Raw genomic sequence first — 20,364 nt, 5'->3', positions numbered from 1 at the left:
CCGGAGCCACTCGTGGACCGGAGCAAGCCGACGCTTCGGAGCGTTCCGCCCTACTCGTCTGCAGACTCGTCCGCGGGCACTGCCTTTACCTCGCAGCGACGGGGTCCCCGACGGCCGACGAATGATACTTGGTCCTCTATACGCCGCCCGGAGAAAGATACCTTTTTGACCACGTCATTTCCTTCGTTGTACCAACCACTAACCTCGATCATCCCGTTTTCGATGTGTCCAAACCACCACTCAAACCGGAAAGGAAGCTCTCCGGGAATCTCAATAGCGTTGTTGGTCTCGTCAAAAAACCGCTTATAGCTGCCGCGTTCAAGCAAGACGACATCCTCGCCCACCCAAAGAGATCGACTGACCTCAAATTCCGGGCTCGTACCCGCGGGACCACAGCTCATCTGGGCATCCCAACGGGTCAGTGTGCTTTTATCCAAATCAAAGTAGCTCACTTTTTTCTGTTCTTCGCCATCAAAGACACCATACCCATACAGCGTCGACACAACAAGGAACACCACCAGAAGAACCGCAAATATCGCGACGGCCATACTACCATCGATAAAGCCACTCGCGCGCCTGGGTGACGCAGCATTAAAAATATCATCAAATCGTTTCATAGTAATCGCCTAAACCATAACCTGAGTTCGCCAAAAGCAGAACCGTTTGCGGACTATCGCTCCCAGGCAGACTTACCGCCCGACCGATCCAACTCATCCATGAATGCCTTGTACTCGGCCGCCACCTCCTTTGTGTCGCCCTCGGCCTGGATGACCCCATCTTCCAGCCAAATCGCGCGGCTGCACACTTTCTTGACCTGGCCACCACTGTGACTGACAAAAATCACAGTTTGTTCGCTATTGATTTTCTCCATCATTGCCTTTTCAGCCTTATGGCTGAAATGCTGATCACCGACACTCAATGTCTCATCAATCAGAAGCAGGTCCACTTCTGTTTTCAGCGCAGTAGAAAAGCCGAGGCGGCTACGCATACCTGAGGAGTAGGTTTTGACCGGGCGCTCAAAAAAATCACCCAGCTCTGAAAACTCCTTGATATCTTCTAGCGCCTCCTTGGCACGACTTCGTGAGTACCCTTGAAGCATCGCACTTAACATTGCATTGTCACGGCCGGTCAGATCCTTGTCAAAACCCAGCCCAAGCGTGAGCAATATTCTTGTCAGCGGGCCGGACTGTTTAAGCTCACCCTCCGTGGGCGCCACAATGCCGTTCAGAATGCGAAGCAGCGAGCTTTTTCCACAGCCATTGCGTCCCATGATGCCCAGTGTTTCGCCACGATACACGTTAAAGTTGAGCCCTTTCAGGACCTCAAATTCAAAGCGCTTGAAGCCCCACAGACGACTGGCGTAGCTGTACCTCAACTCCTTTGCCTGGAGCAAGACATCACCGCTGCTCATGAATTAATCACCTTCGACGCAATGGACTGACTGAACAATCGGTATACGAGGTGCATCAACACTACCCCTCCCAACATAATCGCAGAAAGTACAATCATGTGCTGATGATCAAACATCTCTCCCCTCATCAGTACCGCCCGGTAGGCATCCAGTATGAACGCCACCGGATTCCAGGTCAGCAACGCTTCCCGCTTAGCCGGGTCGGCGATGTCATTGACGTCCCAGAAAATACCGGATGCAAACATCAGAAACAGGACACCCATATTAATCAACATCCTGATATCGCGCACATAGCTGACGAGGAAGGCGCCCACCAGTGTACACAGCAGTATTAACAGGTAATTGGCTACAATAACGGGTAATACCCAAAGCCAATGCCAGGACGCGTTATAACCATAGAATATCAGCAATGCGAATAACACAAGGAAAACCAGCCATTGCTTGTATAGCGCTTCCTGGAGAGACTGATAAGGGAAAAAGGCTTTCGGTATGTTGACCTGGTTTATCAATCCTTTACTGGCAACAATGCTATTCGACCCCGTTGTCACAGACTTGCTAAACCACAAAAAGGGGATTTTTCCGCACATCAGAAAGGCAATATCCCGCCCCATTTCCAACAAAATGGTAAAAACAAAGTAAAAGGCCATTACCCAAAGCATCGGCTCGAGTACCCACCAGAGGTAACTGAGGTACAGCTTGGATGCCTCAGACTTCAAAGCCATCCGGGCCTTGAGATCCAGCAAACTGATAAATTGAAGCGGGTTCATTGATTAAATTTCATCCAAATTCTTAAGGCAAGCATACGTTCATCCGTTGAACGCGATGCTAACCGGTTTTCCGGGGGCTGTAAACCAAATCCAACCAGTGCTCCAGCCCGGCTTTGACCGACAGAACACCAAACTGTTCGGTAGCCCGTCGCTTGCCGTTCTGCCCCAGTGCACGCAGCAGTTGAGGGTCTGTCAAAAAACGCTCTATACAGCGCTTGATACCTTCAACATGACCAAACCGGACCAAATACCCAGTTTCCTCATGCCTCACAAGCTCACTTAAAGCCCCTCTGTCATAAACAACAACGGGACGTGCCGCCGCCATCGCTTCAAGCACGGTTCGTCCAAAAGATTCTTCAAAATGAGACAGATTCAGGAGGACATCAAGCTCGTTGAGGGCCGCCTGTGGCGAGGCGATATAACCGAGGATGTCAATATTATCAGAGATTTCACCCGCTGCCTGCCGTCTTTCGATCAGACGTGTATGCTCATTTTCGGGGCCAATCAGTTTGAAGCGTATTGGAGAGCCCTCGTCGGCAAAAATGCCCGCCAAGGCGATAAAGTCATCCAGCCCTTTCTTAGGCAAATTGCTGCTGATCATCCCAACCCGCAAGGAGTGACTCTCGCAGTCAGGTGGCGAGATGCTCTTGAAATCCTCGGCATTGACTGAGTTCGGAATAACAATGGCGTCATCCAACCTCAGCGTCTCGCCGGTAAATCGGGAGTTGACCAGCTGGAAGTCCGATGTCTCACGAAGGTGCTGGATCACCGCTTCGGCGTCTGCTCTCATCAACGCACACAACGAGGGATCCTGATACGGCAGCTCACGTACATGAACAGATACCGGAACCGCCATTATCCGTCCGGCGATCAGTGGCTCGAAAAGAACGACTGTATTCGCATAAACGGCGGATATGCCGAACGATTCAATGATCGACTGGAATCGTCCGACAACCACTGGTTGAGGTTCTGTACCGAATGCCCACCAGCCATAAGGGAGAATCAACAACCGGGAACAATGAGGACGAATGGCGGCCAGATAATCCTCATTGAACGCTTCCGGCAAGGTTACCACCAGATTGACCTTGAGCTCCGCCAGTACTGCCAGGGTATCCAGAAAACTCCTTTCTGCTCCGTAAAGCTCATGACCGGCCTGGTGCCCGCAACACAGAATCGTTGGAGCCTTGTCAATCAGCTCCCTATCACCCGAAATCGCCAGGATGCCGCTATCACCCAGGCGAGACACACTAAACCGTGATGACTCGGTGAGTCGCTCACCCGAAAGACTGGTCATCGGGTTAGGATCACGTCCTTCCCGATACCCGAACCGGCAGTAGTGCAATAGTGGGTCGATACCACTGTCCGCGACATCCCGATACCTTGCGCAATACCACGCGGCATCAAAGTCTTCCGCTTTTGGGGACAACCTGCAAATCAAGGCCAACAGGTCATTGGTGAGTTTACGAATAATCATAACCACCGTGTGCAAAGTAGTCTTTTATTGCATCAGCATCATCGGGCTGCAATCCGTTCACGATGATGACAGTGTCCAGCTTTTCAATAGCGATGGTCCTGGTCGGTCGCCGCCTCCATAAGGAGCCGTCAAGCAACATTAACGTATTCGCTTCAACGGTAACCCCACTGTGCCCCAGAGTCAGATGTCGGGACTGACAGAAATCAAACACGTCATCTCGCACAGGGCGACCAAGCCAGCCTTCAGGGTCCGGCCAATGAACCAGGCAGAGCGCCTGTCCATCCGACAACAGGGTATCGAGCTGACTGAATATGGAGCTGAAATCGGTGCCAACCTCTGCAAAATCGCCAATGACGACCACATCAAAGTAGCGAGACGCGTCTTTAAAATTCCCAGTAGGGGCAGGAAACGGGCGCACCTCCTCCATAACAGGCGCAAAACCACGTTGCCGATGCCACCAGGATGACGCCTCCCGGTACAATCTGCGCAGTCCGTAATACACTGTCTTGACGTGAGTCGCTTTGGTCTGTGTCAATGTCGATCCATCCGAAAGCGCAAACGATAAAGGCGCGCCCTTACAAACATGGCACAGGGACGGGTAGCCGTAATGATGCTCCATACGCCACAAAAACTCCGTGTCTGCGGCCACATTCACAGCATCCCATAATCCGATTCTGTCCAGAACGTCCCGCCTTATCAACCAGGAAGAGAAATTGTCTTCAATGAATCCCTGAGTCAGCATCCAGGAGCCCACAAAACGCATATCCGGCGTCACTCTGGCCCAGCTGCTGACGGTGGCGATCAACCGGTCATTCTGGAGAAGTGGTTGCATTTGACGCTCAAGCTTTTGTGGGTGAGACCAGTCATCACTGTCGTGAACCGTGACAAACTGACCGCTTGCAGACTGCATCCCTCTGTTGCGACTGGGGTAAGCTCCCCTATTCCGCTCATTTCTGAGTAGACGAACCCGCGCGTCCGTTGCTGCATACGCCTCTACTACGCGGCACGTCGCATCCGAACTGCAGTCGTCGACCACAATCACTTCCAGATTGCGCCAGGTCTGAGACAATAGGCTATCTAAAGCGATCCCTATACCCTCTTCCGCATTAAACGCAGGCACAACAACACTGATCAGCGGGTCGGCGCACTCGAAATCATCCTCTGCGTCAACGAGGCCCGTGAGATTCTTCAGTGAGAGCGGCCGACTGCTCTCCTGGGGCGCCACAGGAGCCAACCCATGGGCGCGATACAAACGATTGATCGGCTCCAGCCGCCCTTCTGCCCGGCCAACCACACTGTTGGATTCCACAAACGGAAGATCATCAGATAGTGCCAGGCGGTTCTCTTCCTTCGAAAGCAGCTCCCCGAGTGATTCACGTTCCGCCAACAGGCTATAGCACTTGCTCAACCCTACAAGACAACGCTTTAAGTGCGGTGGTTTTGCATTACTCAGGCAGCCTTCAAGAAGATTGGACGCCTTGTGAAGGTCTCCGTGGGCGTAGTGCCACTCCGCCACGGTCAACATGGCGTCCATGTCCCGCTTCTTCTCAATGCAGCGTATCAAAGCTGGCATCGCAAGATGCTCAAAGCCGCCCCAGAGCAATGAGTGTTGGCGAGAAACCCAGGACTCACCCTCAGGGACAGGCTCGCCCGGTGTCGCTCCGTGAAACGGAAGGCGACCCTCCGCCTTGCCAAAGCGAAGGTAATGCACTAGCGGGTTAACCCCCAACTGCTCTACGTCCGGGTATCGGTGTAAATACCAGCCAGACCGAAACGACGGGCCGGGATCAAGCCCTTTAAAACCACCAACTTCCAGGTAATGTTCAAGGAGACTTGAATCAAATGCACTATCCAGAACCTGAGCGTCGACTTGCGTTCGATAATAGTCCTCGTCAAACAGACCACTGGATCGAACCATTCTCCGATCCAGGATTCGTCGGATAAACGCTCTGACAGCGTGCCTGAACATCTTCACAGAACGAAGGGCTTTATCGAAAAGCCGACGCATCAGTTAAGGGTTCCCACATTGAACGTATAGTCGACGCTGAGCAGCCTGTCATCGCCCAGGACCCAGGAAAATGTCGATAACAGTTTGAGCAAAAACTTGGCTTCACCATTCGTCAATCCCGCATCCTTGTGTGACGCAGCGTCGAAATTGATTTGAGCCAGCAAGCCCTTTACGCGATCCACCTCAAGCACCTGGCTTAATGATCCCGCCATTTCGGACTGATCAAGCCGGTTAATATAGAACCGTAGTCGACTGACCACGTCGGGCAGCAGAGCCCAGTGATACTGGGCTCCGGACTTCCTCATCCGGTCGGAGAACCCGGAATCAACCAGCTTCTTTGGCTGTGCCGCATGAAGGAGGTTTCGCTGGCCATATTTGTAACGTCGATCGGACAGTGGATCATCACCATTCCTGACAAAGGCTGATTGACGATAAGCGCCATAGTCAAACTCAGTGTCAAAGAGCTCCTGGGCCCAGACTTTCTCTGCCATAGGTTCACACAGAAGATTCTTTGACAGGCCGTCAATTACATCAAAAGCCACGCGATTGACAGAGCGATCTTCCCGGGACAGCTTTCCCGAGAGCTTTGTGAACAATGATGAACACAACGGATGGAAGGCTTGCCTTGTATTGTCCGCCAAGTAAGCCGACATGCCGAAGTGTACCTTGTTTCTATTCAAGAGATACAGCGCGTTCAGCTTATCCTCGAAGCCGACCCCCAATGCATCAATACGCTCAAGAAAGCCACACACCTTCCGCTTGAAGCCATGCATGACCTCCCTTGTGAAATACTGCTGAACACCGGCAGCGGAAACCAGCCTGTCTGCCAACGCCTCATTGGCACCAGGTTCAAAATCGTAAAACAGACGAGTCAGTTCACCGTAGTATCCCGTAAGCTTGGTTTGACCTATGATTCTTCCATCACCGAAATCACCAAAATCCGCCAGCTTCATGCCATGAAAGCGGCGAACGCCCCGTTCAATTGAATCGGCCGGGCTGACGCCCTCCGGGGACTTGGCATTGTAGAATACTCCGGGCTTAAACCCATATTTCTCAACCAGATAATCCGCAACGATCTTGTCAGCCCGCGCATCCGAACCGAGGCAAAAAACCTCCAGCTCTTCGGTTGGCAATGACGAGCACATCAACAGGGACATCACCATCCGGCTGTCGACGCCACCTGTCAAATCCGAGAGAATCTTCCCTCCAACCTTATCAGGGTTGAGATTCCGCGCGGCCGACTTGAGGAATGTCACTGTTTTGTCCAGCAGTTCATCATACGTTTGAGAATCACTGGCATACAGTTTGTTCAAGAAATCGTAGTCATCGCCCCGAAGCTGACCTTCCGAATACACCAGACTCGTCGTGCAACACAGGCGTACTCCAACGTAGCCCGTTGCACCACCAAAAGAAGTTCCATAAAGCAATGCCTCAACCGCATTTTCAGGTGACTTTCTGACTACTACTCGATGCAACTTAAGCACCTGAATCATCAGTTCGAGCGAATTACTGATCAGATAGTCATCCCCTTCACGCCAGATAAAAACGGCGTACTGCGCCAATTGATCAAGTGCCACCTCCCACTCACTTTCCGTCCAGGCCAACAAACCAAAGGCGCCAAGGCTGAAATCTGTCAACCTGTTCTCGTAGTGCTTATATACCTCTTCATCTGAGGCCTTCTGAAAGTTCCAGTGGGCCAGAAATGAGTCCTCGGTCAATCTGGCACCGCCGAACGTCATATGGGTCGACTTGAAAGTCTTGTACTCTCCCGTCAGTCCTACGACGAAACCGTTTCCGAAGAACAGTTTTTCCATACTGGCCAACGACGCACCTTCCCTGAATCTTGAAGTGAATCTTTCACTTCCGACAAAAAACTTCATCCTCAAATTCCTTAAATATATCTGATAAAAATCATTCGCTACGACACCACTTCCGGTGTAAGCGGAAACACCTGTCCGGTTTTCTTCACAATACAATCAACCTTGTCACCCGCCTCAATAGACACATCCGAGGAAAACCCGACATATCCGGCTCTCGGAGGGTTGAATCGAAGCAGCTGTGGTTTGAGAGCCGTCGCCTTCACCGTATCAACGGGGTGGCCATTAACTCTTACCACAACATCCACGGGATCTGTTTGATCCCCTGCCCACCAGGCCCACCCCGATATCTTCTTGGTCGTCACGCTTGTAAGCTTTGCATGTGCGTAAGCCAGATTACTGTTGTGGAAGGCCAATCTCTGTTCAAAAAGTGATCGGACGTGACTGTAAAAAGCGATATCCTTGTCATTCAGCTCAAGAAAATACTCAATATCGTCCTGATTAATCTGATGAGTTTGATCAAGTGCTTTTCGCCCTTTATTCTCCTCCAGCTCCCTCAAGTCAGAGTCAAAGGTACGGTTAAACACACTCAGAGACTCCCCGTACGCTTCTGTCAAGCCGAGCAAGCCGACGGCTTCAACCGGAACATTCTCCAACTTTCGGCTGAAAACATTCACATAGACTGACCGGCTGAAAAAGTCTCTGAACGTCCCTCCAATCTTCTTGTGTCGAACAAGATGCTGATACTCAGAGTACATTCTCTGTAGTGGGTCTCGAAAGAAAACGACGGTATTGGCAACACCCAGACCGGTGACGTATTTCAATATCGAAACATGTCCGCCCAGCATGGCTGAGCCATCGCGCTTGATCTGCTCAAAAAGCTTCCAGTAGTCCCGGTTCTGGTAAGCATACTGTTTAACCAGATCGCTCGTTTCAGGCGCCGATTCTCCATAGTCGCACACAATGGAACGCTTACCGTAATACTTCAAAGAGGCTACCCGGAAGCTGGTGCCCGCGGTTTTCGGAATATGTACAAAATAAATAGGTTTCATCGTGACATGTCGTAATCAATAATCGGATTAGAGTCCGGATTTCCCCGGGTGGGGGCGACGTCCATCGCTCCGGCCAAAAAGAATGTAGTGGTACAAGGGGTTGACACCGGCCGCCTTGACATCCGGATTGGTGTTCAAGTACCAATCGCTATCGAAGTCCGGTCCCGGGTCCTTGCCTTCAAAGCCCCCTACCCTCAGGTAATGCAGTGCAGGAGATAGCTTGAACAGTGCACTACCCTGCACTTCGGGATAGTGGTCCCGATACCACTGAGCGTCAAACCATGAGGAGTTGGCAATGGCCCTGACGGCCCGGCCAGGCAGTTTTTTACTGGCGGTACGCCAGAAGCGCTCATGCCAGGGGCGAACCGGAAAGGAGCGTTCGGGGCCCCGGTCACGATTTTCCAAAAGGCGTGTCAAGGCGGCCACTTCCCGGTGTTTTTGTGACAACTCACGTTCGGCTTGCTCAAGTCGAACTTTCATCGATTCCACCTTCCGGCGAAGTTCAAATTCGGTTTGCTCTTGCGTACTCATCGTGGTCATTTCCCGGTTCAATCGATTGGCGAGCTGATCATAGCCGGCGTTCCGGCGGACAAACTCGTAGGATCTACGGCCCGCCTCCAGGTAAGCCTGTTCACTTTGCCACAGCTCAGTGACACGCTGCCAAACCTCGTCTGGCTCTGCGTAAGTCGCCGCCGGGCCGAAGGTATCGCGGAAAACCGGCGGTAATATTACCGGTATTCCGTAACTCATCGCCTCCAGAACCGCTCGGCCAAACTCCTCGATATAGTCTTCGTAGGGATAATGAACGTAGAAGTCGAGGTCCCTCAGGAAGCTTGCGGTATCATCCGTGAAAGGGTGCAACACCCAGTTACGGGGCTTCTCCCCGAGTATACTCAGTGCACAATCGGCACCGCCCAGCAAACGCACCTCGCAGGCCTGACCAGCGCAGTAGGCCTGACTGATTCGCTCCGCACTTTGGGACCACTTGGTGTAATGATCTCGGGAGTGCCGACCAATAACCGGAACTGTCCGTTCGCCGCCTCGCCAACGCACATGCTCCCCAGAATCCAGATTGACGGGCTGCAACGGTGTCCAAATGTCATCATGGATCCTTGAGTAACGCCCATCCTGAATCATCAGGCGATGAACGAGACCCGATATGGGAACCCACGTGGGGTAAACGCCAAACCAGCAATGAATGTTGGCCGTGACCTCGACCGGATCGTATTGAGCATCCCCTCCTGAATACAGTCGGGATGCCATCTGGTTGACGAGAATCAGCAGCCGCTCCGTCCGCAGCACGGGAAGCAGATCCGGCTTGTGATTCAGAATGACCGGATAGCCAATCAGCACGGTCTCAGCAGTGGCCTCATCACCCGGAGCAAGAACGTCAAATTCCCCACTCAGGGCTCGGCGGCGTAGTCCCTCATTGAAGGGAGCGGTTGTATCCAGATCAAAGCGCCGCCACTGACAAAGCGCCACGCTCAGCCCCAGGGTCAATGCGGCTTCAACGTACTGCATTGTGGAACCATAGGCTCCGCCGCTCATATTGAAATCAGCGACCACCACCAGGTCATAGCGGCGCGGATGTCCTGGCGTTACCTGCATGACATCCGGAGCGGGAAACGGTCGTTTACTGGCTTCCGGCGAGACAAACAGCTGATCTGGTGCGGCCATTCGGTGCCATGCAGCGGCGCTCTCCCGGTATTCTCGTCTCGGGCCGTAAAACTGGGTTCGCGTGTGGGTCAATGAGGTACGTGTAAGCGACCTGGGCTGATCCAACGACAATGATAACGGAGTGCCAGGATTCACTTTCACCACAGAGGATTTGCCATATCGGGCTTTTATCCGCTGCAGAAACTCGGTATCCGCCCCGGCGCGGACAAGATCCCAACTCCCCAATTCATCGAGAATTGAGCGGCGAAACATCAGTGACGACAGGTTTTCAGAAACCAGCGTGCCGCCGAACCGGTAGGTACCAGTAAAAAACAGGTCTTTCCGGGCCCGAACCCAATCGGTCAGTGAAGCCATCGCAGAGGGAGCACTCCGCAACGCGGCTACCTGGCGTTCCAGTTTCTCGGCATGAGACCAGTCATCACTGTCGTGCACCGTGATCAACCGACCTTTGGCTTCCACAAGCGCTAGATTACGGCAATAGTAGGCTCCGGCGTTCAGGGGATTCCGGATCAGTCGAACCCGCTGGTCCCGTTCACAATAACGGGCAACAACGGCAACGGTGTCATCCTCACTGCAGTCGTCCACCACCAATAGCTCAAAATGGGACCAGCTCTGAGCCAGGATACTCTCGATCGCAAAGGCCACCGAGTCGCCCGCGTTGAATACCGGCATGATGATGGTAATAAGCTCGCCTGAAGCATCCACCTCAGGTGCAGGCTCGCAGCGTAAATTATCCAGTGCCAACGGCTGACTGGCATCGGCTTTTTTTACAGCACTGGCACCAATTGACTGGAATACGCTGTTAATGGTCGACAGGCGCTCGCTCTCATACTGAAGGTCATCCAGAGCCCAGAGCGCATTGGCGCTGATCAGCTGAACATCCACCGCTCCCCTGAAACGCCGCCTCGCTTTACTTGACAGAGCCCAGGCCCGTTCGCCATTACCGGCCAACGCCAGACTGTTAACCAGAAGAATGAGATGGTCGCGAGAAGTGGAGGCGTCAGCATCAATAACGGCCCGCTGCTCGAGATAGCGCACCGCCCTGAGAGACTCGCCCCGGGCAGAGAACCAACGGGCAAGCGCCCAGCAAGCCGATGCTCGCTCAGCATCGTCTACCGTCGGCATACACACCTTGGCCTGCAAGGCCGACAACGCGGCCTCTGAAAAGCCACCCCAGAGCTTGCTTTCCAGTGCTTTCGCGCTGAGCTCCAACGCATGACGGGCGGTCACCTTCCTATCATTCGCCAGTGTCGAAGGCGAAATTCTTCGCCCTTGCAGCCGCCCAAACTGCATGTAATGCCAGAGCGGATTGATACCCGCCAAAACAGACGGCCCGACCTGATCCCGATAAGCAGACGTGGAAAACCAGGGGCTCGGGTCCCTTTCACAGTCTGCCCCGTAGCGGAGGTAGTGGGTTACCGGATCCAGGCTCGATGCGTCATCAGCACCGTATACTTCGCGGTACCAGGTTTCATCAAACCACCCGGATGCAGCGATCTCCTTCGCGGCTCGGCGCTCGTCCATCATCAGCTCAGCAGGTCCCTCGGTGCATCCACCACCGGAATGCCATGGCTGCGGCAATAGGCCTCCCACCCGCTGAACTCCGTCCACTGACTGACAAACACGAAGTCCAGGCCAAATGTCTGAGCCACCTCATGATCGTAGCGGCTGTCACCAATAAACAGAGCGGGTTTGTCATCGGGTAAAGCCGCCAATTCACGCTGCAGAATCACTTTCTTGTCATCCGGACTTCCAAAAATCCCGCCATCAAACAAAGAGGCGAGTTCTCGCTGCGCAAAAACACTCCTAAGCTCGTTCTGGTCTCCACCCGAAGCTACCAGCCAGGACGCCTTGGGCGTTGCCGCCCTCAGCTCATCAAGTCCTTCGGTGACTCGACACTCCAGCAGTCCCTGTTTTACCGAGCTGGCATAGCGTTCGAGGAGTTCATCGAGCCCAGGGCCTGGGGTTCCCGCAGGCGCCAACTCCGAGAGAAAGGCTTCAAATTTGACGTAACGGGATATACCACCGTTACTCACATGGTATTGCACCAACGCCCTCGCCGCTTCTTCCCCGTAAGGCAAGGCGGCCTGGTAAAACGCCTCTGTTTTTACCTTGTTGGAGTCCAGAATGACCCCGTCGCAATCAAACACGATTGTTCGGTACTGATCCATCATAGGTTGGCCAGTCCCGCTTTCACGATTGACTCCGCCAGAACAAAGTCATCGTCCCAGTCGATATCATGGGCCACAATATGACCTAACGGAAACAGAACCGGGTTCTGTCCAATCCGGTCCTGAAAACGCTGATAGTTATCGTGGCTGCTCACAAAGGCCGCACTGTTGACTTCATGGACGGCGGGAAGGGTTTGGGTACGGGGCCATTTCTCGACCGCTCGGTCATAGTTGATCGGACCGTTATCATTCCACAGGAAGGAACGGATCAGGGTCGTTGTCATCAATGAGTCGTAGCCCTGCTCTAGCCCGTCGTAATAAGCCTGAATGATCTGATCATAGGTGTCGGAGCCGACAAACGGCGAGGTAACATGTGTCCACAACACATCGCCACCCGGGATCAGGTCCACGACGTGGGCCATCAATTCATCCGTACTGGTGGCACTGGTACAGAGCGCGTCGTCACGACGGTGCACCACCAGCTTCGGGTTATCCAGGGATTCCGCGTAAGCGATAATGTCATGATCGTTGGTGGAAAGGTAAATCCGGTCCACCCGGGTTGCATCGCTCAGTTGCTCCAGCTTCAGCTGCAGCAGGCCGTTCGGATAATCCGCAAACGGCTTGATGTTTTTTCTAGGCACTCGCTCACTGCCTTGACGGCAGGGCAAAAATACGTTCATTCCCATGGCTCTACCCCATCATCCCGTAAACACTTTTAGCGGGCATCTCGTAGCGAGTATCCGTAATCGACAGGATCTCCCGTGACTGGTCATGATCCTGATACAGACTGAGGATGGTGTTCATTTCCGCGTTACGGGGATCATCGGCCGAATAGCCGTCAAACCCGGCCATCAGGATACGGCGAGCACTTCCGGCGGTCAGCACCGCCAGTGCGTAACAGACCACCAACGAAGACGGCAACACACAGGCATAATCATCAAACCGGAAAGTATCTTCCTCGACGGACAGTCCGTAATCCAGAAGCTCCTTACCCTCAAAGGCCGCCTTGACGTCATCACGCAGCATGGAGGCCGGTGTAATGAGGGGCTGAGGCAGCTCCGAGTAGTGGTCACGGTCCGCCAGCAGACGTACCGGATGACAGGCGATACGGACATCAATCAGTGATTGATCCAGCGCCGACTGGGTATTCATGGCGACCACGACCGGCTTATGCTTGGCAATATAAGCTTCCAGCGCCTGCTGGTGATCCGCCACGCCGGGTCCGGTACCTAATAACAGGACCTCGCGATCCGCAAACCGGTCGGACGGTTTCCAGTTCCCTCTCGGCTTACCGACATAGAAGTTACGCGTGGCGTCGAGGGTGTTAAAGCTGAACTTTTTGCCACCTTCCTGTTTCAGGTGATCAATGGTCGCCAGTACATCCTCTTCGCTATAGCGGGAGTCGCCCAACATTTCCTGAATATAGGTCGGGTGAATCCCGTACTTGCCGGACAAGTAATAATAAGGGTTGGAGCCCCAGCCGCACTTGGCCTTCAATGGCTGGAAGAACTCCCGAATCAGCGTCATTAGCGGCACCAGATTCAGCTCCGTGTTGCGAATATCCGCCGCCTCGATGACCAACTCCTCGGTACGGGCATTGCCTGGGCCACGCCCCATACCGGTAACTGTTGCGTCCAGCCATTCCACGCCTTGCTCCAGGGCCGTCATGGTGTTCTGCAGTGCTAACCCTTTGTTGTCGTGGGTATGAATACCCATGGGGCCCTTCCAGTGCGTTCTGAAGTGACCAAGAATATTCAGGGTATCCGTCGGCGTCATACTGCCCATGCTGTCGGCAAAATACAGGACATCCACCGGGTATTGACTGGCCTCCTTGGCCAATTCCGAAATCTCGTCCGGAGAGCGATCCGCCACCTGCATCAGGTTGAATCCGACGGTAAAGCCTTTGTCTTTCAGCCACTGGCTCGCCGGCAAGGCCTCTTTGAACTCATGGACGTGACAGGCAATGCGCACCACATCCACTTTGGAGTCCGACGCCGCTTTGGGAAACAACCGGCCCAGCTTTTCTTCAAGGACCGCCTCCCCCACCAGCTCGGAGGCATTGACCATTACCGCCACATCCAGCCCGGCGGGAATCTCCAGAGACTCCAGATAGTCATCCGTCGTGTAGGCATTGGGCCCCTTGAAGCCCTTGTTGATGAACGAGCGTAGCCCCAGCTCAACAATATCCACCCGGGCTGCCACCATTGCTTTCAGGTAGGCGTTCGCCAGGGTGGTCGTAAAATTCCAGCTATTGTAATAGCCGCCATCCCGTAATGTGCAATCCAAAACCTTCATAACTCACCCATCCAATCTGTGTACTAAGGCGAAATGAGCAATGACTCATAACGCCGCGAGAATTCTTCGTACTTTTTACCGCAAACTTTCGAGACAAAGGCCTTGAGGTCTTCATCCATGACCTGCCCTACACCAACGTTCTTGACTGACTTCGATGCATCGAAACGCACTGCGTGGGAGGGAACCGGAATCGCCAGGCGCTCGCACAGCGAGGCGCGAACCGGCACGGAAGACACAATATCCTCAAACGCAATCAAGGCTACCCTCTCACGGCTTCGAGGCGTCAGCGCCTCAAATTCACGAGTAAACCGATCGATTTTCTTGCAGAACTGGTTTGCGAACTTTCGGATCGTCGGCTCATCAACGGTTTTATGGTAAAACTGGCACCACTCATAGGCCACATCCACCGGATTACGAATGATGGACAAGTGAAAATCGAATTCTATCTTGTCCAACAGCGCGATAGCATAGCCCGCCGGGTCATTTCGGGTCAGCATGTACCCCGGCTCACCCGTGGGGGTTTTGCTTTTGACCAGCGCTTCCAGCTCGCGATAGAACGGCGCAACCGTCTGACTGACAAATGCCGCTTCCCCGGATCGGCTGGTCAGGGCCTGCTCAAAGTCATCGACCAGCCGCTTGACCAACGTCCGATACCCATCGCCCAGCAGGTGCAACACCCGCGCATTTCGCTTGAAATCATTGATATCCGGTGGGCCGAACGGCTCATGTTCATCGCGAATGACCCCCAAAAAGGCGTCCGTGTAGAACGAAACCGGAACATCACACTGCGCCTGTTTCAGGCTCTTGAACATGCCATTAAGACACCACTTGCCCCGCAGAATCGAAGACTCACCAAAATCCCTGGCCAAGGGGGCAAAGTGACCCGTATCGATCAGAAAGTCCAACAGTGCTGTATTGCCGGTGTGTCCAAACCCACCTACGTTAACGATCATAATTCATCCATATAAATATAAAGCGAAGCGTATCAAGCCTCGCCTGTCAGTCTTAAAAATAGTTGCAGCTCGCCATTGGTGACTTGGCCGCGAAGCGCCGACAACACCTCATCGCGGTCCGCCACATACCGGTACACCTCATCCCAGTGCGTGTGATAAATCCGGTTTCTCAGTGGCGCCTCAAAGCGGTCAATCAGCCAGGCGAATTCGTTTAGGAACTTCTGCTTGATGGCCAGAAAGCGCGTGCCGTAAACCTTGTTGCTGACCGTCGAAGGTTGAGGGTTCAGGCGAACCAGGCATTCAGGTACGGTCTCAAACCCGGAAACCGCCATGTACCGGAGGTTAAACTCCAGGTCCTGATGACGCGGATAGCTTTCGTCAAAGCCATTAATCATATCAAGGTACGGGCGCCGGTAGGTCGCCGTATTGGTGTGAAGATAATGTTTTTTGTAATCCAGTGTTAAAATGTGTTCCGACACATTACCTTTCGGGTACCGGGACTCGTTGTTGGCCGGAGAGTTCCACCCCAGAAAGCCACAATAGACCGCGCCCACGGCCTTGGGCAAAACCTGCAGTTTCCGAACGGACTTTTCCAGTCGACCACCCAAATACTCGTCGTCATCATCGAGAAAGGTGACAAACTCCCCGGAGGCGTACTGCAACCCGGTGTTCCGGGCCGCCGCCCCATTGCGATTGACACTGTGTTCGACATAGTGAATGACGACATCGGGATACTTGCGTCGCACCTTCTCAACGACCGCGCGGGTTTCTTCGTTGTACGGGCTACCTTCACCGTTATCAGACACCACGATCACTTCCTTGTCCGCCCAGCTTTGGCCAGCCACAGAAGTCAACGCTCGCAGCAGGTTCTCCGGGCGCTTGTAGGACGGAATGATGGTACTCACCCGCCCCGCCACCAACGCTCGAGCTCGAGGCTGGAAGGGAATCAGAGGGCCGCTGTCAGACGAGGACAACGCAAGCCTGGACTCCACCAATCGAACAATGTCGCTTATCTCTACATCAGCAGTCGACGCGGTATAAGCATAGCAATCGTAGGCCGAGAGCTCTCCCAAGGCGTCTTCCGGGAGGGCGCCCTGCCAGTCTTCAACGGTGGTCAGTTCCGCGTTATGAATGGGACGCACCCCATCGGGCGAAACACCCAATACCGCCAGCGTTACCGGCAATTCATTCCGTTTTACCGCCTCCAACAGATTTCGTGCCTGAGCGGGATGACGCACCAGTAACCCCACGCTGAACTTGTTCAGGGGATAGTTGAAATTGGTGACATCCCATTTCATGCGTTTACCGTGCTCAAACTGATTCCGGGCACCGCGAATGGTACTGGTGCCAACATCCGGCATCACGATGTTTGGGTACGCCACATAGCACTTACCAAAGTGCCGCTCATAGAGCTCGCCCAGGGTAATGTGGTCAAAGGGCGCCTCAAAGCTGGATTCGATCTCGATCAGCTCATCAAACACACTGTGATCAAAGGCAATCGCAAAGGAACCACAGGTCGCCAGGCTACGCGGATAGTAATAGCCGTTTGCCTTGGCCGCATCCAGGTCCACATCGCCCCACTTGTACTGGGACGCCCCCAATTGCAACACCTTCCAGTCATCACCCACCGACGTCAGAAAGCGCTGGAAGGCCTCGCCGAAATCGTTGGCGAGGATGACATCATCCTCAAGAATGAGAATGCGTTTGAAATTACGCCGCCTGGCGTCTTTCAGAATGGCAATGTAGGTGTGGATATAGCCGATCGCTCCGGCAGACTCGATAAAGTGCTTGCCCCGGCTTTTTTCCTTTTCGTTGAACTCCGGGAAGCGCCGCAGAGCCCCAAGGGGCCGGGCCGAGTATTCCTGCCACTTGGCATACGCCTCTCCCTGGTAACCATTCACCGCTGCAAACAGCTCAAACCGGATGCCATGGGCGCGCAGATGGTGAGCCACCTTGAAGCGATTCTCGGTCTCATGCTCCAGGTTCACCAGATAAATGTTATCGAAGTAGTCAGACACGGAGGGTGAAGACGAATTGACCAAAATAGCGTGACTCATTGAATGAATTAAGCGTCAGGCAAGTGTCGAAAGCGTATCGGACACCAACCGCAGAAAATCGTTGGAAACCCGGCTCCGGCCAGCGCTATCGGTTTCCAGCAACTGATTCCGAAAAGGCTCCAGATCAGTGGGTTTTGTCGTCAAGCGTTTGCGACCACACCCAACGATATAGCGTTCCAGGCGGGGCGCCACACTCTGCATGGACAACCGCTCCAGGAAGAGGTTTCTGGCGGGTGAATGAACCGGATCAATGGGCGCATCCAACGCCGCCGCGAGTGCGGAGGTCAGGTTCTGCCGGGTAACGGGCTGGAAAGCGCCCGCCGCCGCCAAATCACTCAATGCGGGCAGCTCCTGAGCCAGCACCGTCAGCCCCATCGCCAGTGCATCGGTCAGCTTGGCAGGCACCTGGAACTCCGCCGCCCGGGACTCCGCGTCCTGCAGCAGTACCACCACATCCCCGATCGACACCACATCCGCCGTATCCCGGTAGGACTGACCCGCAACTAGCTGAAAGTTCACACCCCGAATGCGCAGCAGCTCCTCCTTGACGTCCGAAAACGGAAAGTCCCCCACCAGGACAAACCGCACATCCCCCCGGCCAAGGGTGGCAAGCGACTCGGCGATATCAAAAATCCCCTTGTGCTTACGGGGTGTACCGCTGAACAGCACCACTTTGCAGTCGTCCGGTACGCCAAACAGGGCCCGATTGAACCGTCGACGGGCCAGAGAAGGGCTGAACGAGACCTCGTCGCGCGCATGGGGGATCACCTCACCGCCATACACCCGCTGCAGCGCGGGATTAGAGACGGTTATGCCGTCAAAGTAGCGGGACAGCCCGACCGCCAGTTGGGTGGCCGCCTTGCCGGTCAGATCATCGACGGGAACCTCCAGTTCCGAGGGGGCGGTCACCGGGTGATCGGCACCCACAAAGGCCAGCTCCTCATCATCGATATCGACGATAACCTGCGCCTGCCAGATCAGCTTATACAACAAGCCGATAACAATATTGGGCAACTTGGGTTTGGACAAGTGTACGACATCAAAGCGCTGACGCTTAACCAGCTCCTCGGCTTGCGCCAGAAAGCGAGCGGGGTCTTCCACAAGCACCACGTCGGGATCCAGCCCCATTCCCTGCAACGGGCTCCAGAGCTCACGTCCCCAGTGGGGAAAAATACAGCCAATCAGCGATGCCTCGCACCCTGGCACCCGCCGATATAGATCGAGCAGTGTAACCGCCCGACCCGCCGCATTATGGGACAACTCCCATCCACAAACCCCAACCTTCACAACACCTCCTGTGGGCATGACTTACGCAACACGCCGTCCCTCATCCTTTCCATGCAACACATAATGTACCAACGGATTCAACCCGGCCTTGGCCACATCCGGATTCGCACGCAGATAATTCTTGCTGGAAAAGTACGGGCTCGGATCGCGTCCCTCAAAGGCACCGTGGCGCACATAGTGCTCCTCCGGCTTCAATCCCGACTGTACGACATCCGGGTATTGCGCCAGATACCATTGACCATCAAACAGCTCCGACTGCTGAAGCACTTTCACATTTTTCTTGATACCACGGCGACGAAACAGACCACCAACCCGCTTGACTTTGCCCAGCACCCACCGCAGTGGGAAAGTCAAACGCCAGAACAGACTGCCCTGCACCGCCATCAACGCGGTATTCAGTTCATCGCGCTCACGTTCCAGTTTCTTCGCCCACTTGGTCGCTTTACTGAGCGCCCGCTCTTTTTCACTTAACGTCTTCCGAATAGCTGCAATTTCTTTCTGCTTGTCCCGACTGAATTTTTCCACTTCAGAAGTGGTGTACTCGAGTTTGCTCTTCAGAGAAGTCAACTCTACATTTATTGTCTTATTATCCGCTCTTAGGCGCTCAAGTTCGGAATCCTTGTCCTTATTTTTCAGGTAGTAGCGCTCGAGCTCTTCTTGAACTTTAAACAGCTCTCTTACAACCAAGTCGTTTTCTTCCTTAAGAGACCCAACTTGTTTTTCCAGAGCCGTAATCTGTTCTTGGCTGACATTGATACTTTCCTTGGCTATCTTGCTATTGCGCTTAACGGACTCAATATTCGCAACGGTAGACATCAGATCCACCAAAGGTCGGGCATAGGTCTCTTGCCCCAACGGGACTGAGGCCGCCTCGAAATACGGCAGTAAACCTTGCACATCCGCACTTTGGTCCACAGCCTGAATCGCGACCAGTAGATCAAGATTCTGATCCAGACTCTGCCCATCCCGAATCGCCCCCACTTGAATGGAACGTTGTCGAGCCGAGCTAGCCGCCGTTTTCAATGCACTGTGATTATGAGCGAGCCAGTTCAGCACCTCATCCGGATTCCCGCATACCGCGTCGATATCCAACAGCACCGCTTTAGAACGGTTATTGCGGTAAAAGGCCAATAGCGCCTCGCCAGAGGTAACCCATGTGGAAACCGCCGATTTAAGATCGTTTCCATCCGCCAAGGCCTGCGCTATGCAACGCTCCGGACGGCTGTGAAGCAGCACGTAACTGACATCACCCGAACGATCCGGTGAGCGTTCACCTAAGTACCAACGTTCGGCATCGGACGACCGGCCGTCCCAGCCCATCGCCTCCAACAGGGGTGACAGCCGCTGCCATTGACTATGGGGTAAAGCTCCAACAACCAGGGCCATGTAGACATT

15 protein-coding genes are annotated in these 20,364 nt (G+C 54.0%); all 15 read right to left on the bottom strand.

What is annotated here, in order from left to right; translation table 11 throughout:
• Window positions 1-50: 50 nt before the first annotated feature.
• On the bottom strand, window positions 51-617 hold the full coding sequence (locus tag EDC38_RS03280) for a hypothetical protein (protein WP_123637312.1): 567 nt from the start codon (window positions 615-617) through the stop codon (window positions 51-53).
• A gap of 53 nt (window positions 618-670) precedes the next feature.
• Complete coding sequence (locus EDC38_RS03275) at window positions 671-1,411, bottom strand: ABC transporter ATP-binding protein (RefSeq protein WP_123637311.1); 741 nt, start codon at window positions 1,409-1,411, stop codon at window positions 671-673.
• The gene (locus EDC38_RS03270) at window positions 1,408-2,178 is read right to left on the bottom strand and encodes an ABC transporter permease (RefSeq protein WP_123637310.1); all 771 of its coding nucleotides are present in this window, start codon (window positions 2,176-2,178) and stop codon (window positions 1,408-1,410) included. Before EDC38_RS03270 ends, EDC38_RS03275 begins: the two co-directional genes overlap by 4 nt.
• Before the next feature lie 58 nt (window positions 2,179-2,236).
• Entirely contained in the window at window positions 2,237-3,652 is a 1,416-nt protein-coding gene (locus EDC38_RS03265; RefSeq protein ID WP_123637309.1) for a glycosyltransferase family 4 protein, read from the bottom strand.
• Window positions 3,639-5,570, bottom strand: coding sequence for a glycosyltransferase family 2 protein (locus tag EDC38_RS03260; protein ID WP_170162841.1), 1,932 nt, complete (start codon window positions 5,568-5,570; stop codon window positions 3,639-3,641). Before EDC38_RS03260 ends, EDC38_RS03265 begins: the two co-directional genes overlap by 14 nt.
• Before the next feature lie 89 nt (window positions 5,571-5,659).
• Window positions 5,660-7,474: a hypothetical protein gene (locus EDC38_RS03255; RefSeq protein WP_123637307.1), complete on the bottom strand. Its 1,815-nt coding sequence runs from the start codon at window positions 7,472-7,474 to the stop codon at window positions 5,660-5,662.
• Window positions 7,475-7,578: 104 nt separating this feature from the next.
• A complete protein-coding gene (locus tag EDC38_RS03250; protein ID WP_123637306.1) occupies window positions 7,579-8,529 on the bottom strand; it encodes a sulfotransferase family 2 domain-containing protein in 951 nt (316 codons plus the stop codon).
• 27 nt (window positions 8,530-8,556) lie between these two features.
• The gene (locus tag EDC38_RS03245; RefSeq protein ID WP_123637305.1) at window positions 8,557-11,733 is read right to left on the bottom strand and encodes a glycosyltransferase; all 3,177 of its coding nucleotides are present in this window, start codon (window positions 11,731-11,733) and stop codon (window positions 8,557-8,559) included.
• Complete coding sequence (locus EDC38_RS03240) at window positions 11,733-12,380, bottom strand: HAD family hydrolase (RefSeq protein ID WP_211331032.1); 648 nt, start codon at window positions 12,378-12,380, stop codon at window positions 11,733-11,735. Before EDC38_RS03240 ends, EDC38_RS03245 begins: the two co-directional genes overlap by 1 nt.
• Window positions 12,377-13,057: an acylneuraminate cytidylyltransferase family protein gene (locus EDC38_RS03235; RefSeq protein WP_211331031.1), complete on the bottom strand. Its 681-nt coding sequence runs from the start codon at window positions 13,055-13,057 to the stop codon at window positions 12,377-12,379. The genes EDC38_RS03240 and EDC38_RS03235 overlap by 4 nt, the downstream gene beginning before the upstream one ends.
• 10 nt (window positions 13,058-13,067) lie before the next feature.
• Complete coding sequence (locus EDC38_RS03230; RefSeq protein WP_123637303.1) at window positions 13,068-14,672, bottom strand: aldolase catalytic domain-containing protein; 1,605 nt, start codon at window positions 14,670-14,672, stop codon at window positions 13,068-13,070.
• Window positions 14,673-14,695: 23 nt separating this feature from the next.
• Window positions 14,696-15,625: a hypothetical protein gene (locus tag EDC38_RS03225; RefSeq protein ID WP_123637302.1), complete on the bottom strand. Its 930-nt coding sequence runs from the start codon at window positions 15,623-15,625 to the stop codon at window positions 14,696-14,698.
• Window positions 15,626-15,657: 32 nt separating this feature from the next.
• Entirely contained in the window at window positions 15,658-17,682 is a 2,025-nt protein-coding gene (locus tag EDC38_RS03220; RefSeq protein ID WP_123637301.1) for a glycosyltransferase, read from the bottom strand.
• 15 nt (window positions 17,683-17,697) lie between these two features.
• Complete coding sequence (locus tag EDC38_RS03215; RefSeq protein WP_170162840.1) at window positions 17,698-18,942, bottom strand: glycosyltransferase; 1,245 nt, start codon at window positions 18,940-18,942, stop codon at window positions 17,698-17,700.
• Window positions 18,943-18,990: 48 nt separating this feature from the next.
• On the bottom strand, window positions 18,991-20,355 hold the full coding sequence (locus tag EDC38_RS03210; protein ID WP_123637299.1) for a hypothetical protein: 1,365 nt from the start codon (window positions 20,353-20,355) through the stop codon (window positions 18,991-18,993).
• Between the last annotated feature and the right edge of the window lie 9 nt (window positions 20,356-20,364).

The sequence above is a fragment of the Marinimicrobium koreense genome (assembly GCF_003762925.1).
In the GTDB taxonomy this organism is placed as follows: Bacteria; Pseudomonadota; Gammaproteobacteria; order Pseudomonadales; family Cellvibrionaceae; genus Marinimicrobium; species Marinimicrobium koreense.
The sequence above is the reverse complement of the archived record's forward strand: the minus strand, read 5'-3'. Positions and strand labels throughout refer to the sequence as shown.

Excerpts from the sequence above, each read along its gene's own strand:
- EDC38_RS03270 (WP_123637310.1), bottom strand. The coding sequence starts at position 2,178 with ATGAACCCGCTTCAATTTATCAGTTTGCTGGATCTCAAGGCCCGGATG.
- EDC38_RS03250 (WP_123637306.1), bottom strand. The coding sequence starts at position 8,529 with ATGAAACCTATTTATTTTGTACATATTCCGAAAACCGCGGGCACCAGC.
- EDC38_RS03230 (WP_123637303.1), bottom strand. The coding sequence starts at position 14,672 with ATGAAGGTTTTGGATTGCACATTACGGGATGGCGGCTATTACAATAGC.
- EDC38_RS03245 (WP_123637305.1), bottom strand. The coding sequence starts at position 11,733 with ATGATGGACGAGCGCCGAGCCGCGAAGGAGATCGCTGCATCCGGGTGG.
- EDC38_RS03260 (WP_170162841.1), bottom strand. The coding sequence starts at position 5,570 with ATGGTTCGATCCAGTGGTCTGTTTGACGAGGACTATTATCGAACGCAA.
- EDC38_RS03220 (WP_123637301.1), bottom strand. The coding sequence starts at position 17,682 with ATGAGTCACGCTATTTTGGTCAATTCGTCTTCACCCTCCGTGTCTGAC.
- EDC38_RS03275 (WP_123637311.1), bottom strand. The coding sequence starts at position 1,411 with ATGAGCAGCGGTGATGTCTTGCTCCAGGCAAAGGAGTTGAGGTACAGC.
- EDC38_RS03265 (WP_123637309.1), bottom strand. The coding sequence starts at position 3,652 with ATGATTATTCGTAAACTCACCAATGACCTGTTGGCCTTGATTTGCAGG.
- EDC38_RS03280 (WP_123637312.1), bottom strand. The coding sequence starts at position 617 with ATGAAACGATTTGATGATATTTTTAATGCTGCGTCACCCAGGCGCGCG.
- EDC38_RS03255 (WP_123637307.1), bottom strand. The coding sequence starts at position 7,474 with ATGGAAAAACTGTTCTTCGGAAACGGTTTCGTCGTAGGACTGACGGGA.
- EDC38_RS03240 (WP_211331032.1), bottom strand. The coding sequence starts at position 12,380 with ATGATGGATCAGTACCGAACAATCGTGTTTGATTGCGACGGGGTCATT.
- EDC38_RS03210 (WP_123637299.1), bottom strand. The coding sequence starts at position 20,355 with ATGGCCCTGGTTGTTGGAGCTTTACCCCATAGTCAATGGCAGCGGCTG.
- EDC38_RS03225 (WP_123637302.1), bottom strand. The coding sequence starts at position 15,625 with ATGATCGTTAACGTAGGTGGGTTTGGACACACCGGCAATACAGCACTG.
- EDC38_RS03235 (WP_211331031.1), bottom strand. The coding sequence starts at position 13,057 with ATGAACGTATTTTTGCCCTGCCGTCAAGGCAGTGAGCGAGTGCCTAGA.